Genomic DNA, 13,866 nt, shown 5'->3' with positions numbered 1-13,866 from the left:
CGAAGATGGCCGATGAAGCAGCAATCCGCGACATGATCCTGGCCACCCTCGCCGAGGTGAACGAGGAACGCGAGGAACCCTTCGATCTTGCCCCGGGGCCCGCGCTCATCCTCTACGGCAGCGGCGGCGTGTTCGACAGCATGGGGCTGGTCAACTTCCTGACCACGGTCGAGGAAAAGCTCGAGGATGACTTGGGCGTCACCGTGTCGCTGACCTCGGAAAAGGCCGTGTCGCGCAAGGTCAGCCCCTTTGCCAGCGTCGAGGCCCTGACCGGCTTCGTGATGGAAGAGATCGCCGAGGCCGACGGCGCCGACACGCCTTTGCAGGCGGCCGCCTCTTGAACCGGCGGGCGCTCGTCCTGGGCACCGCCTCCGGCCTGCTCTATGGCGGCTGGGCGTTCTTCGCCAATCACGGCGCGGGGATGCCTGCGGGGCTCAGGGCCGCCGCGGTTCAGTTCCTGCTGAGCTTCGGCGCGACCGCCGTGCTCACGCTCGCCATGGATGCGATCCTGGCGCGACGGCTGCGGGCCGGCGCAATCGTGGCGGCGGTGGTGCCGATCACCCTGCTGGCCGTGGTCTTTGCCACGGCACATGCCCTGGCAGGCACGCCCCATGTGCTGGCCACCATCGCGCCCTCCTATGGCATCGGACTGGTGTTCTGCACCGTCTATGTCCGGGCACGGCGGGCCGCGGTCGCGCGAGAGACTTGTCCATCGCCGGCCGGGCGCCAAGTATAGGAGGGCCGCCGCCCACCCGATCCGCCGGAACCGGAGCCGATGACCGACCAGGACCAGCGCCTGACCCTGACCACCGCAGAAAGCATGGCAGAGATCGCCCCCGAGGCGTGGAACGCCCTTGCCGGCCCGGACAACCCGTTCCCGTCGCACGCCTTCCTGCACGCCCTGGAAACCTCGGGATCGGTGTCGGAGCGCACCGGCTGGCTGCCGCGTCATCTGCTGCTCAGCACCGCCGACGGGCGGCTGATCGGCGCGGTGCCGCTCTACCTCAAGGCTCATTCCTGGGGCGAATACGTCTTCGATCAGGCCTGGGCGCGCGCCTATGAACAGGCCGGCGGCGCCTATTATCCCAAGCTCCAGGCCGCCGTGCCCTTCACGCCGGTACCTGGCCCGCGCCTGCTGGCCGGCAACGGCCCCGATGCCCCCGCCATCCGCCGCACCCTGGCCGAGGGGCTGGCGGCGGTGGCGGGCAGCCTCGACGTCTCGGGCGTGCATGTGACCTTCCTCGCCCCCGAAGACGTGGCCCCGCTCGCCATGGCGGGCTTCATGGCGCGGCATGACGTCCAGTTCCACTGGCACAATCGCGGCTATGGCAGTTTCGACGACTTCCTGGCGGCGCTGTCCGCCCGCAAGCGCAAGATGATCCGCAAGGAGCGCGAGAAGGTCCGCGACAGCGGCCTGGTCTTCCGGGCGCTGTCGGGCGCGGACATCACCCCCGCGGCCTGGGATGCCTTCCACCGCTTCTACCGCGCCACGGTCGATCGCAAATGGGGCGAGGCCTATCTCACCCGCAGCTTTTTCGACCGGCTGGGCGAGACCATGGCCGACCGGGTGGTGCTGATCATGGCATATGACGGCGACCGCCCGGTGGCCGGCGCGCTCAACCTGGTCGGCAAGGACACGCTCTACGGCCGCAATTGGGGGGCGGTGGTCGACCTGCCCTTCCTGCATTTCGAAACCTGCTACTACCAGGCCATGGAGGTCGCCATCGACCGCGGCCTGGCGCGGGTCGAAGCCGGCGCGCAGGGCGGTCACAAGCTGCTGCGCGGCTACGAACCCGTCACCACCCGCTCGGCCCACTGGCTGGCCGATCCGCGGCTTGCCCATGCCGTGAAGGACTTCCTGGACCGCGAACGGGCCGCCGTCGATGCCGAGGCCGAGGCGCTTGGCGAGCATCTGCCCTTCAGACGGGATCAGACCTCCGCAGAATAAACGACGGGCAACGCCGGGCGACGGACAGGCTGGGCAGCAGCGGCGATCAGGCGCATGCTCTGCCTCACGATCCGCCACCGCCGATGGAGCCGCCGCCATGGTGCCCACCTCTCACCTGCTGATGCTGACCTCCGATCCGACCGTCGCCTGGGCACTCGCCTCTGCCATCTCTGCCGAAGAGGCTGCCAAGGTGCTGGGCGATGCCGGTGAAGCCAAGGGCTTCAAATTCGACTGGCGCTCGCTGATCCCCCGGCTCAAGCGCCGGTCGGAAGATACCGAGATCGACGATGCGGCGCTGGAAGGCGTGGCCGGCGGTGTCGCGGTGAACGGCGCCTATATGCCGCTGGGTGGCGGCTGGATGATTTCCGGCAACTGAGCGGCGGAGCCCGACGATGATCTCGACTTCGCAGCTGATGGCGCTTGCCAGCGACCCGGCCACCGCCGCAGCGCTGATCGCCGCCATGACCCCGGAAGAGGCCGCCCGCATCCTGGGCGAAACCGGCGAAGCCCGCGGCTTCAAATTCGACTGGCGCGCCCTGATCCCCCGGCTGAGGCGCCGGACGGATGATGCCGCACTCGATGACGCCGCCCTGGAAGGCGTGGCCGGGGGCGCCGCCTCGGCCGCGATGATCCTGCCGGGCGGCTGGACGTTCGGCGGCTGAGCGAGCGGGTTGAAGCCGGTTCGCGGGCATGGTGGAATGCGCGCGAACCGGAAGCTTCAGCGGAGCGCATGCCATGCATCAGTCGATGATCGTCGTCGACGACTTTTACGAGAACCCGCTCGAAGTGCGGGCGCAGGCGCTCAAGCTCGACTATCCGCATCTGTCGGGACCCGAGATCTATTATCCGGGCCGGAATTCGAAGCAGTTCATGCTGCCGCCCGACAGCGACCGCATGTTCAGCTACATCCTGCGCGAGCCGGTGATCGGCAATCGCGATATGGCGCATGGCAAGTGCCGGCTGTCCTTTGCCTCGGATACCCGCGCCGGGGTGGTCCATATCGACCCGGGCTGCGCCTGGGCCGGGATCGTGTTTCTCAGCCTCGACGAGCATGCGCAGGGCGGGACGGAATTCTTCCGCCACAAGGCCAGCGGCAGCGACAGGGCACCGTTGAGCGATCAGGAGGCGCAGGAGAAGTTCGGCCTGCCGACCCGCGAGGCCGTGCTGGATACCGTGCTGAAGCAGGACGGCCGCGACCGGTCGAAATGGGAGCAGATCACGGTTCTGCCGATGAAGTTCAACCGGCTGATCCTGTTCCGCCCCTGGCTGTGGCACACCAGCGGGGTGGATTTCGGCGATGCCCCCGAAAACGGCCGGCTGGTCCAGATCCTGTTCTTCAAGCCCGGCCCGACGCCGGCCCCGGCAGCCCGTCCGACCGTGATGCCGCCGTCGCAGCGACGCTGACCGGCCGCCGCCAGGCCGGGCTTCTGGCGGCCGTGAGGGTTTCGCGCAGCACGTTTTCGACGAAGGGGCCGAGCCCGCCTTCCATGGCGGGACCGATGACCAGAAGTGTCAGACCAAGCCCTGCCCGCAGGGTCTCTGACGCCATCGCCACCTCGGGCCCCGAGATACCCTCGAGGCGCAGCAGGATGCCAGTGATCGGCAGGCTGAGCCGGACCATGCTGGCGACGAGCAGCCCCTCGCTGCAGAGCGTGGGCCCCCCGGCCGGGGGCATCTGATCGACCCCCTCCGGATCCAGCACCGCCGAAATCCGGTCGAGTTCCGCCGCCAGCCTGGCCAGCTTGAGATCGAGCGGAATCGGCGCACAGGGCAGCGCCGAGGCGCGGATCTGATGTGCCAGATGCCGCACCTCCTCCGCCGCCCAGACGAGTGCGGCGGCGCGACTGTCATGGGCCGGCACAAGCACCGGCGCCGGCGGCCCGGCCGCAATGGCCGCCCGGACGACGGCGCGGCGATAGGGCCCGGGGGGCAGCGGGTCGCCGAGACGCGGATCTTCGGCGGTGATCGCAGGAATCATGGGGTGTGCCGATCTGACGACGGTCCCGGCGGTCTGGCCCGGCATGCCCCGCCGGCGATCGGGCACGCCGCTGTCACACGTTCATCCGTGTAGATATTTTTCTACTATAGGTTATTGGACAAATGACCGCCGGGTCAAGTCTTTCCCCGCGATCCGGCGTCGACAACTGGCGGGCCATGGCCCTGAACGCAAACACGGCCGCATGCGTCGCATGCGGCCGTGCAGCTTTCAGAGAGGCACCGGAGATGTCAGGCAACGGGCTCCGGCATCTCGTCCCGGCTGGGATCCAGCTTGTGTCCATCCTCCGGCCCGGCATCGGGCCCGGAACCGCCGCCGCCCTTGCGGCCGCTCCGCGGCTTCGGCTCGTTCGCTTCGAACCGGAAGACAGGCTTGTCCTCTTCGATATCGATGACCACGTGGCCGCCATCGACCAGATGGCCGAACAGCACCTCCTCGGCAAGCGGCTGCTTGATCTTCTCCTGGATGACCCGGGCCAGCGGCCGGGCGCCCATCGCCTCGTCATAGCCGGCATTGGCCAGCCAGCGCCGCGCCTCTTCGGTGAGCGAGATCGTGATCTTGCGATCGGCGAGCTGCGCCTCCAGCTGGTTGACGAACTTGTCGACCACCAGTTCCACCACCTCGATCGGCAGGCGGCCGAAGGGAATGGTGGCATCCAGACGGTTGCGGAATTCAGGCGTGAACATCCGCTTCACCACATCCTGATCCTCGCCAGCCCGGTCGACACGGCCGAAGCCGATCGGCGCCTTGGCGATTTCAGCCGCACCGGCATTGGAGGTCATGATCAGCACGACATTGCGGAAATCGACCGTCTTGCCGTTGTGGTCGGTGAGCTTGCCGTAGTCCATGACCTGCAGCAGCACGTTGAACAGGTCGGGATGGGCCTTCTCGATCTCGTCCAGCAGCAGCACCGCATGCGGGTTCTGGTCGATGGCATCGGTCAGCATGCCGCCCTGGTCGAAGCCGACATAGCCCGGGGGCGCGCCGATCAGCCGCGACACCGAATGCCGCTCCATGTATTCCGACATGTCGAAGCGGATCAGCTTGATGCCCAGGATCTCGGCCAGACGCTTGGCGACCTCGGTCTTGCCGACGCCGGTCGGGCCGGTGAAGAGATACGAGCCGATCGGCTTCTCGGGGTCGCGCAGGCCGGCCCGGGCCAGCTTGATCGCATTCGCCAGCGCGCCGATCGCCTGATCCTGGCCATAGACCACGGTCTTCAGATTGTCGGCCAGATTGCGCAGGCTGTCCTTGTCGCGCGCCGAGACGCTCTTCTCGGGGATCCGCGCGATCCGGGCGACGATGCCCTCGATCTCCTTGACGCTGATCTGCTTGCGCCGGCGCGAGGGCGGCAGCAACCGCTGGGCGGCGCCCACCTCGTCGATCAGGTCGATCGCCTTGTCGGGCAGCTTGCGCTCGTGGATATAGCGCACCGACAGGTCGACCGCAGCCTTCAGCGCCGCCTCGGTATACTGGACGTCGTGGAACTTCTCGTAATAGGGCTTCAGGCCCTTCAGGATCTTGACCGCATCCTCAGGGGTCGGCTCCGACACGTCGATCTTCTGGAACCGGCGCAGCAGCGCGCGGTCCTTCTCGATGTAGTTGCGGAACTCCTTATAGGTGGTCGATCCCATGCAGCGGATGGTGCCGGCCTGCAGGGCGGGCTTCAGCAGGTTCGACGCATCCATGGCCCCGCCCGAGGTGGCGCCGGCACCGATGACGGTGTGGATCTCGTCGATGAACAGGACCGCATGATCCTGGGCCTCAAGCTCGGTCACCACCGCCTTCAGCCGCTCTTCGAAGTCGCCGCGATAGCGGGTGCCGGCCAGCAGCGCGCCCATGTCGAGCGCGTAGATGGTGGCATCCTTCAGCACCTCGGGGACGTCACCGGTCACGATCCGGCGCGCGAGACCTTCGGCGATCGCGGTCTTGCCGACGCCGGGGTCGCCCACCAGCAGCGGGTTGTTCTTGGTCCGGCGGCACAGCACCTGGATCGCGCGCTCGACCTCGCCGTCACGGCCGACCAGCACGTCGATCTTGCCGGCCCTGGCTTTGTCGTTCAGGTTCACGCAATAGCTGGTCAGCGCCTTGGCGGCGCCCTTCTGGGCACCCTTCTGCGCCTCGCGCTGGGCTTCTTCCTCCTGGGCGGAGCCGGTCACCGGCGCGCCGCGGACGCTGCGATTCTCGGTCATGCCCGGCGCCTTGGCGATGCCGTGGCTGATATAGTTGACCGCATCCAGCCGCGACATGTCCTGGGTCTGCAGGAAATAAACCGCATGGCTCTCGCGCTCCGAGAACAGCGCGACCAGCACGTTGGCACCGGTCACTTCGGCCCGGCCCGAACTCTGCACATGGATGGCCGCGCGCTGGATGACGCGCTGGAAGCTGATCGTGGGCTTCGCCTCGACACCGCTGTCGGTGACAAGGCTCGCCAGCTCGTTGTCCAGGAAATCGTTCAGGTCGACACGCAGGCGGTCGACATCGACGTCGCAGGCCTTGAGCACGGCCACGGCGTCCTGATCGTCCAGCATCGCGAGCAGCAGGTGTTCGAGCGTCGCGTATTCATGACGCCGCGCATTCGCGATGGCGAAGGCGCGGTGCAGGCTCTGCTCGAGGTTCTTGGAAAGAATCGACATCAGTCCTTTTCCATCGTGCACTGGAGCGGATGCTGGTTGCGGCGGGCGTAATCCATCACCTGGTTGACCTTGGTTTCGGCCACCTCGAACGGAAACACGCCGCAGACACCGACGCCGTGGTTGTGAACGTGCAGCATGATGCGGGTCGCTTCCTCCGCACCCTTGCTGAAGAAGCGCTGCAGAACGTCGATCACGAACTCCATCGGCGTGTAATCGTCGTTCAGCAGCAAAACCTTGTACATCGACGGCTTTCGGGTCGCCGCCTTCGGTCGGGTCGCGACCTCCGTCACCGTCCCGAAGCCGGGACGGTCGTCATCGGATCTGCGTTCGCCGCTCATGCCCATTCCGTCGTGTTCGGCCATTCCGTCGCAATCGATCAGGTTCCTGGCACCCTTCCTCGGAATGAGGATATTGGATTCGCCCCGGAGAGGAAAAGACCTTGAAAACAGTGATGCGTCGCCCTATCGGCGCAAGCCCTGCCCGAGAAATTTTCACCACGCCCGCCGGTGTCGCTTCCCTGCAACGACGAAGACCCGCAACCGGCGTGCCGGCTGCGGGTCTGGACGATGGCACACCGGGCCCCTGGAGCCCCGGCATCCGGGCTTCGAAGGCTGTGACGCGGTCAGACCCGCGGCCGGGCGGACGGCGGAGTAAAAGCGTTCTGCCACTGCCGGTTCAGAGGGGCGAGTGCCGCGCCCGCCAGACGAATGCCGACCTCGGACATCTTGGCCGCGTGCTCGACATAAAGATCGACCAGCCCGCGGGCATAGCGCTCCTGCACCGCCGCCATCTCTTCGAAGGACTGCGCGGCAAAGGCCTCGCGCGCCGTGTTGACGCCGAAATCGATCCGGGCCTGGGTGAAGGCGATGATGCCGTCCGTGGCGTCGCTCAGCGCCTTGGCGGTCTCGTTCGAGGCCTCCATCAGATCCTCGACCGCACGTTCACGAAGCCGGTTTGCCTCGTCGAGCATCACGGTACCGTCGGCCATGCCCTCGGGCGCGACCGACTTCTTCACGCCGTCGAACACCTCCATGGCCGCCTTGGCCGAGCGTTCGGCGATGGCGCTGGCGGTGCGCACCGCCTCGGCGGCGATGTCGGCTGCGGTGGTGGCGGCCGCCATCGCCGCCATCTCTTCCATCAGCTCGGCCCCGCTCTTCATCGCGGGGACGGCCGGAGATGCGGGCGCCGGAACCGGCGCCTCCACCACGGTCTCGGTTACGTCGGCTGCGGCCTCTGCCGCTGCCTCGGTGGTTGCCGTCACCGTCTCGACAGCGGTATCGGTTGCCGTCTTCACCGTTTCAGCGGCGGTATCGGTCGCGGCCTTAGTCGCTTCGGCGGCGGCCTCAACGGGGGCTGCCTTGGTTGCGGCGACCTTGGGCGTGGCGGTACCGGTCGCGTCGGACGCGGTGCCGCGGGTGGTCCGGCCACGGGTGCCGGTGCCGGGAGTCTTGCGGGTGGTCATGCGTCTCTCTCCGTTCGGTTCCGCGTGGAGCGGGCTGCCGATCCTGGGCGGCGAAGCGCGGGTCCCTGTGTCCGATCGGCCCCGGGCAAACGGCCGGGGCGGTGGGGCTGCGGAACAATGAAACCGGACAGCGAGGCCGGGGCATGCAGTCGCCCTGGCCATGCTGCGCTGCAACATAACTTAACGCCTTCATACCACTCAGGTCAAGCCGGTCCGGCTCTCGCGGTGCAGCCGTCAGCGACCGTAATCGACCCCGGCGAGGCCGTTTTCCACCACGGTCAGGGTGAAGGGCGAATGCCCGTCGACCATGCCACCGTCCCGCGACCGCGTCGGCGGGTTGGTCACCGTCGGCCGCGGTTCCCTGGGCGGCACCGGGTTGCCGTCCACGGAGAACAGGATCTGGGGGTGAAAAGCCTGGAACGCCGGGTCCGGATATTCGGCCGCCCAGAAACCGAACCGGCCGTCCACGCAACGCGCCACCGTCCAGTAGAAACCCAGCGAATGCAGCCGTTCCCCCGCCGGGGCCGGCGCGAAGGCACCGCCTGACGCAAACCGGTCCAGGATCGCGGCGGTCTGTGCGGCATCCAGACGCACCCGCGCCTCCACCGGCGCCCAGGGTGCCCCCAGCTGCGGCACCTGGATCCGCGTCAGATCCGCGCGCTGCCAGACATTGGTGGTGAGTTCAGACCCCGAGATGCGGGCCCGGCTGTCGCGGAGGACGACCAGATCATAGGTGCGGACCTGCTCGGGGAAGACGGCATTATAGACCAGCCGATAGCGGTCGGGCGCCCCGATCATGCAGCTGCGCGCCAACTCGCCGCCGCCGACATAGTCGAACCAGGTGAAGCTGCGGGTGATCGGATCGCCCGCGGGCCCGGTGGCCGCACAACCTGAGGTGACGAGCGCCACCACCGCCGCCGCGAACCAGGCGAACCGCCGGGGCCGCATGTCGCGGCGGGCGGCGGGCTTCGGGGGCATCTTTCCTGACATACGCGCTCCTTCGGTCACACCCTGGGCGAGGAAACAGAATTAAGCCCATACACAACAAGAATTTTCAGGTTGCCGCAACCACCCGGGCATGGCTAGGATGCGAGTCCACGGATTAACAGCCGTTCATCCACCACATCATGCCGGGTTGCACCCTTCCGCCGACGGAACGGGTCCGGATGCGGCGGATGCGGACGGGTTGCGCGCGGATGTTCCACCAGACGCGTGAAACCTGCGGTCGTGCCTTCGTGCAGACCGGCCGGCCCACGGGAGGCCGGGCGGTCTGCCCTCGGGCGATAAGGTCGGGATCCGGGACGCGGAGATCAATGGTTCCAGCCCGACCGGGACGCACGGTCCGGGCGAAAACGACGGGGACGGACGCTATGACATTCGGTCGCAACAGCCGGCTGCGGATTGCCCTGCCCGACGGATGCGCCCGGCCTGGCGCCTTTGCCCGTCGGCCCGCCGCTCTGCCCGCCATCGGCCTGGTCCGGCTGATGATGGTGCTGCTGGTGGCGCTGATCGCCGGCACCGGCTTCGCCCGCACGGCCGCCGCCGGCTATGCCGCATTGATCGTGGAGGCCGAAACCGGCCGCGTGCTCTATGCGAAGAATGCCGACGTGCGCAACTACCCGGCGTCGCTCACCAAGATGATGACGCTGTACATGACCTTCGAAGCGCTGAAGGCAAAGCGGCTGACCATGGATCAGGCGCTGCCGGTTTCGGCCCGCGCCGCCGGCATGGCGCCCACCAAGCTGGGCCTGCGCGCCGGCCAGACCATCAGGGTCGAGGATGCGATCTACGGCCTGATCACCAAATCGGCCAATGACGCGGCCGTGGTGCTGGCCGAGGCGCTGGGCGGCAGTGAAATCGCTTTCGCGCGCATGATGACCGCCAAGGCCCGCAAGCTGGGCATGGACAAGACCACCTTCCAGAACGCCAACGGCCTGCCCAACCGGCATCAGTTCTCCACCGCCCGCGACATGGCGACGCTGGCCGTGCATCTGATGAACGACTTCCCGCGGGAATACGCCATGTTCTCGACCAAGTCGTACAGCTACAAGGGCCAGGCCCTGCGCAACCACAACCGGATGCTCAGCTCTTACACCGGCACCGACGGGATCAAGACCGGCTATACCCGCGCTTCGGGCTTCAACATCGTGGTCTCGGCGGTGCGCGACGATCACCGGCTGATCGGCGTGATCTTCGGCGGCTCCAGCGCAGCCTCCCGCGATCAGGCGGTGGCCGGGCTGCTGGACAAGGCCTTCGTCCGCCTGGCAGCGGAAAGCCCGGCCGAGCGTCAGCGCGCCATCGCCCAGGCCCGCGCCCGCGGCGAACTGCAGATCGCCAAGCTGGAGCGTGACCTCGACGATATCGGCGGGGCCTCGGTCAAGGTCGCCTCGATCAGCGACGCCCAGGTGAGGGCGGCCGAACGCGAGATGACCGGCGAGGCCGCAATCGCCGCCGTCGATGAGGACGATGCCGAGTTCGGCAGCGATGCCGCTCCCCAGGCGACAGTCCAGACCGCAGCGCTCGAGGTTCCGGCAGCAGCCCCGGTTGCAGCAGCCCCGGTTGCCGCGACGCCGGTTGCGGCCGTGGCCGCGGCCCCCGCGCCGCAGCCGGTCGCCCAGGGCGACACCCAGTATGCCGCCATCGCCCCGAAGCCGCGGGTCTTCGACACCCAGGGTCGCTGGGGCATCCAGTTCGGCGCCTTCGGCCGGGTCGATGCCGCCCAGGGGCTGGTGACCCGCGCCCAGGATCTGCTGCCGGCCGATCTGCGGGGCGGCGCGCAGACCGCGGTGGAGCCGCACGCAATCGGCGGCCGCTATATCTACCGCGCCCGCATGATGGGTTTCGAGGGCGAGCGCCCGGCCCGCCAGGCCTGCGCCCTGCTCGACAAGCGCGGCATCGCCTGCATCCTGGTGCCGCCGATCACGGCGCTGTCCGCCGCCGGCTGATCCGTCTGCATCGCGATATCAAAAGGCGCCCGGCCTCCGGCCGGGCGCCTTTTTTTGTGGGCATGCCCGGCGGGTCGAGGGGCGGCTCCCGCCCCTTGACCGGCGCTGCGGCCGACGCCACCCTTGACCCTCCCTTCACGCCAACCGGTTCCCCGGGGCGCCGGCCGACAGGATGCACACCCGCATGAAAACCTATCTGATCGTCATGGCCCCGGTGCTGCTCGGCATCCTGTTGCTCGGGCTTTCGGTGGGCGCGGTCGACTGGCTGTCGGTCGTGGTGGTGGTGGCGATCATGACCGTGCTCTTCGCCTTCACCATGTGGTACCGGCCCCGACGCTGACATCCGATCACTGACCTGCGGGGCCCCCCGACTATGAACACCCCCTCCGCGACGCAGAGAGCCCCCGAACCGGATGGGCGCGTGCTGGTCTTCGGCTCGGTCAATCAGGATCTGGTGCTCGCCTGCCGGCATCTGCCGACGGCGGGAGAGACTGTCGCCGCCCGCGACCCGCTGCATCTGCCGGGCGGCAAGGGCGGCAACCAGGCCTTCGCCGCCGCCCGTGCCGGTGCCCGCGTCTCTCTGATTGCCGCGGTCGGCGACGATGCAGCGGCCGATATTGCCCTGGGCGGCCTGGCCGCCGCCGGTTGCGACATGTCCGGCGTGATCCGCACGCATCGCCCCACGGGCCTCGCAATCGTCGCCGTCGGGCCGCGCCGGGCGGGGGATGATCGCACCGACAACCAGATCATCGTCTCCCCGGGCGCCAATGACGATCTGGACGATGCGGCGGTGGCCGATGCGCTGCTCGCAAATGCCGTACTGGTCACCCAGAACGAAACCCCCGCCGCCGGTATCGGCCGTCTGCACGCCCGGGCGGCGGCATCGGGGGCCGTGGTCGTCCACAATGCCGCCCCGGCCCGTGGGGCGGATGACCTGCCGATGGCGCCGGTAAACCATCTGGTGGTCAACGAAACCGAATGGGCGGCCTTCGCCGGTGCGACACTCGATCCCGATGCGCCCGATGCGGCCCTGGCCGCCGCCATCCGGTCCGGCCGCAGCGCCGCCGGGCTGCGGCCGGATCAGCTGGTGGTCATGACCCTGGGGGCCGCCGGTGCGCTGATCGCAGACGCAGCCACTCTGGTGCGCCAGCCATCGGCCCCTGTCGCCGTGGTCGACAGCACCGGAGCGGGCGACGCCTTCGTCGGCGCCTATGCCGCCGCCCTCGCCCGTGGCGCGGAGGCAGCCCGGGCCCTGGCCGAGGGGGTGGCAGCCGGCGGGCTCGCCTGTGCCGCCCTGGGGGCGCGCGCCGCCACCCCCGATGCCGCGGCGATCCGCAGGGCAGCGGCGGCCCTGCCGGCCGCACACCGCATCCCCCTTGCCCCGGTCAGCTGATCATTCCGCGCGATAGGCCAGGCGGATCGCCCCCCAATGGCGGCCGCGGATCGTGATCGGCACCGCCAGATCCTTCATCAACGCGAACTGCCCGCCGCCCATGTCGCGACGATAGGTCTGCAGCAGAAAGCGTTTGGTGCTACGCGCCGCACGCAATCCCGTGCGGTCGTCGAACTTGCGGCGATTGCGGGCATTGGCCGCATTCCAGACCGCGTCGCGCCCCTGGGGTTTCGAGAACTTCGCGTTGTGGGTGGGCAGATAGCCGTTGCGGTCCACCGCGGCACAGAACACGATCCCGGGATTGATCGCCAGAACCGGCTCCTGAATCGCCGGCAGGACCCGGTCGCACAGCTCGGTGAAGCGGGTTGTGTACTGCACCGGATCCGATCCCTGGACCGGCCGATAGCTTTCGTCGAACAGGCCGGCCATATCGATCCGACCGGCCGCCAGTGCCGCTTCGAACGCCTCGGTCGCCTGCGCCGCAGCCCGGGTTGCGGCCGCGATGAACGGCGTGTCGACCGTCTCCGCCCCGGCCCCGGCCGTCAGCTCGATCAGGTTCTCGGACAGATCGAGCAGCTCCACCAGGCGCGCATCGGCCTCGTCGAGGCGGGTACGCGACTGGGCGACACCGGTGTTCAGCTCCCGCATTTCGGCGCTGACCTGGTTGCAGACGGTGGTGTTGGAGGCGGCCTGACCGGCAATCCGCCCGACCTCGCCGCCGATCATGCCCACCGCATCGGCCAGCCCGTCGATGACGCCGCCGATCCGCCCGGTGCCCTCGCGCACATGCTCCGCCTTGCCGAGTGTCCGGCCGCTGGCATCGACCAGGGCCCGCACCTCCAGGCCCAGCTCGCCCAGGGTCTGGGAGATCTGGGCGGTGGCTTCCTGGGTGGACCGGGCAAGGCTTTTGACCTCTCCGGCCACGACGGCGAAGCCCCGGCCGGCCTCTCCCGCCCGCGCCGCCTCGATCGTGGCATTGAGCGCAAGCAGGTTGGTCTGTTTGGCGATGCCATCGATCTGGCTCGAGACCTTGCCGACCCGGTCCAGCGCCTGGGCAAGCACATCCAGCCGGCGGGCGATGTCGGCCACGCTGCCGGTCAGCTCGCGGATCTCGTCCAGCGTCTGTGCCGCTTCGGCACGAGAGCTTGCGGCCTGCCGGGCTGCCTCCGCCGCCCGCTCGTCGGCGGTCCGGGCCGCCTGATCGATCGCCCGGTTGTCTTCGGCCATGCGGTCGACCAGGCCGGTCAGCCCGCCCAGACCGTCAGACTGGCCACGCAGGGCGCGGGCAACCTCGTCCACCTTGCCGACGATGTCGGCAATCCGCACCCCCAGCCCTCCGGCCCGGTCGGCCAGCCGGGCGATCGTATCGCTCATCGACAGGCCGTCACCATGGGCAGAGTGATCCTTCATGGTCATTGCGGTCATCTATGCCTCCCCAGGATTCGGCGCCCCCATACGGCTTGATGCGCTTTGCACGCATTCTTTC

15 protein-coding genes are annotated in these 13,866 nt (G+C 68.5%); 9 read left to right on the top strand and 6 right to left on the bottom strand.

What is annotated here, in order from left to right; genetic code table 11:
* Window positions 1–5 precede the first annotated feature (5 nt).
* The 6 genes from TMO_RS03025 (at window position 6) to TMO_RS03000 (ending at window position 3,352) form a co-directional block, all read left to right on the top strand.
* Window positions 6–341 carry a hypothetical protein gene (locus TMO_RS03025; RefSeq protein WP_014744113.1) on the top strand — a complete coding sequence of 112 codons (336 nt, stop codon included), beginning with the start codon at window positions 6–8 and terminating at the stop codon, window positions 339–341.
* On the top strand, window positions 338–736 hold the full coding sequence (locus tag TMO_RS03020) for a hypothetical protein (RefSeq protein ID WP_014744112.1): 399 nt from the start codon (window positions 338–340) through the stop codon (window positions 734–736). The genes TMO_RS03025 and TMO_RS03020 overlap by 4 nt, the downstream gene beginning before the upstream one ends.
* Window positions 737–775: 39 nt before the next feature.
* A complete protein-coding gene (locus TMO_RS03015; protein ID WP_014744111.1) occupies window positions 776–1,948 on the top strand; it encodes a GNAT family N-acetyltransferase in 1,173 nt (390 codons plus the stop codon).
* A 97-nt stretch (window positions 1,949–2,045) separates the two neighbouring features.
* The gene (locus TMO_RS03010; protein ID WP_014744110.1) at window positions 2,046–2,324 is read left to right on the top strand and encodes a hypothetical protein; all 279 of its coding nucleotides are present in this window, start codon (window positions 2,046–2,048) and stop codon (window positions 2,322–2,324) included.
* A 16-nt stretch (window positions 2,325–2,340) separates the two neighbouring features.
* Window positions 2,341–2,610: a hypothetical protein gene (locus tag TMO_RS03005; protein WP_014744109.1), complete on the top strand. Its 270-nt coding sequence runs from the start codon at window positions 2,341–2,343 to the stop codon at window positions 2,608–2,610.
* A gap of 73 nt (window positions 2,611–2,683) precedes the next feature.
* Window positions 2,684–3,352 carry a DUF6445 family protein gene (locus TMO_RS03000; RefSeq protein WP_014744108.1) on the top strand — a complete coding sequence of 223 codons (669 nt, stop codon included), beginning with the start codon at window positions 2,684–2,686 and terminating at the stop codon, window positions 3,350–3,352.
* Here the strand turns inward: TMO_RS03000 and TMO_RS02995 are convergent.
* From TMO_RS02995 to TMO_RS02975, 5 genes are all read right to left on the bottom strand, one after another.
* Window positions 3,285–3,926, bottom strand: coding sequence for a hypothetical protein (locus TMO_RS02995; protein ID WP_145978053.1), 642 nt, complete (start codon window positions 3,924–3,926; stop codon window positions 3,285–3,287). The two genes, TMO_RS03000 and TMO_RS02995, sit on opposite strands and share 68 nt — an antisense overlap.
* A gap of 248 nt (window positions 3,927–4,174) precedes the next feature.
* Window positions 4,175–6,580, bottom strand: coding sequence for an ATP-dependent Clp protease ATP-binding subunit ClpA (gene clpA / locus TMO_RS02990; RefSeq protein ID WP_014744107.1), 2,406 nt, complete (start codon window positions 6,578–6,580; stop codon window positions 4,175–4,177).
* Window positions 6,580–6,924 (bottom strand): ATP-dependent Clp protease adapter ClpS, encoded by a 345-nt coding sequence (clpS, locus tag TMO_RS02985; protein ID WP_014744106.1) that lies wholly within the window; start codon window positions 6,922–6,924, stop codon window positions 6,580–6,582. The genes clpA and clpS overlap by 1 nt, the downstream gene beginning before the upstream one ends.
* Window positions 6,925–7,202: 278 nt before the next feature.
* On the bottom strand, window positions 7,203–8,042 hold the full coding sequence (locus tag TMO_RS02980) for a phasin family protein (RefSeq protein ID WP_014744105.1): 840 nt from the start codon (window positions 8,040–8,042) through the stop codon (window positions 7,203–7,205).
* Window positions 8,043–8,276: 234 nt separating this feature from the next.
* Window positions 8,277–9,020 (bottom strand): hypothetical protein, encoded by a 744-nt coding sequence (locus tag TMO_RS02975; protein ID WP_041604805.1) that lies wholly within the window; start codon window positions 9,018–9,020, stop codon window positions 8,277–8,279.
* A 392-nt stretch (window positions 9,021–9,412) separates the two neighbouring features.
* Between TMO_RS02975 and TMO_RS02970 the strand changes: the two genes are divergently transcribed.
* The 3 genes from TMO_RS02970 to TMO_RS02965 all read left to right on the top strand — a co-directional run bounded on the left by TMO_RS02970 (window position 9,413) and on the right by TMO_RS02965 (window position 12,380).
* Window positions 9,413–10,987 (top strand): D-alanyl-D-alanine carboxypeptidase, encoded by a 1,575-nt coding sequence (locus TMO_RS02970; RefSeq protein ID WP_014744103.1) that lies wholly within the window; start codon window positions 9,413–9,415, stop codon window positions 10,985–10,987.
* A gap of 184 nt (window positions 10,988–11,171) precedes the next feature.
* Window positions 11,172–11,327 carry a hypothetical protein gene (locus TMO_RS31510; protein ID WP_014744102.1) on the top strand — a complete coding sequence of 52 codons (156 nt, stop codon included), beginning with the start codon at window positions 11,172–11,174 and terminating at the stop codon, window positions 11,325–11,327.
* Window positions 11,328–11,360: 33 nt separating this feature from the next.
* Window positions 11,361–12,380: a PfkB family carbohydrate kinase gene (locus tag TMO_RS02965; RefSeq protein ID WP_081598745.1), complete on the top strand. Its 1,020-nt coding sequence runs from the start codon at window positions 11,361–11,363 to the stop codon at window positions 12,378–12,380.
* Here TMO_RS02965 and TMO_RS02960 read toward each other — a convergent pair whose 3' ends face one another.
* The gene (locus TMO_RS02960) at window positions 12,381–13,805 is read right to left on the bottom strand and encodes a methyl-accepting chemotaxis protein (protein WP_014744100.1); all 1,425 of its coding nucleotides are present in this window, start codon (window positions 13,803–13,805) and stop codon (window positions 12,381–12,383) included. It lies immediately after the preceding gene.
* Window positions 13,806–13,866: the final 61 nt, after the last annotated feature.

Source organism: Tistrella mobilis KA081020-065 (genome assembly GCF_000264455.2).
Classification (GTDB): Bacteria; Pseudomonadota; Alphaproteobacteria; order Tistrellales; family Tistrellaceae; genus Tistrella; species Tistrella mobilis.
This window is presented reverse-complemented; position numbering and strand designations above follow the sequence as displayed.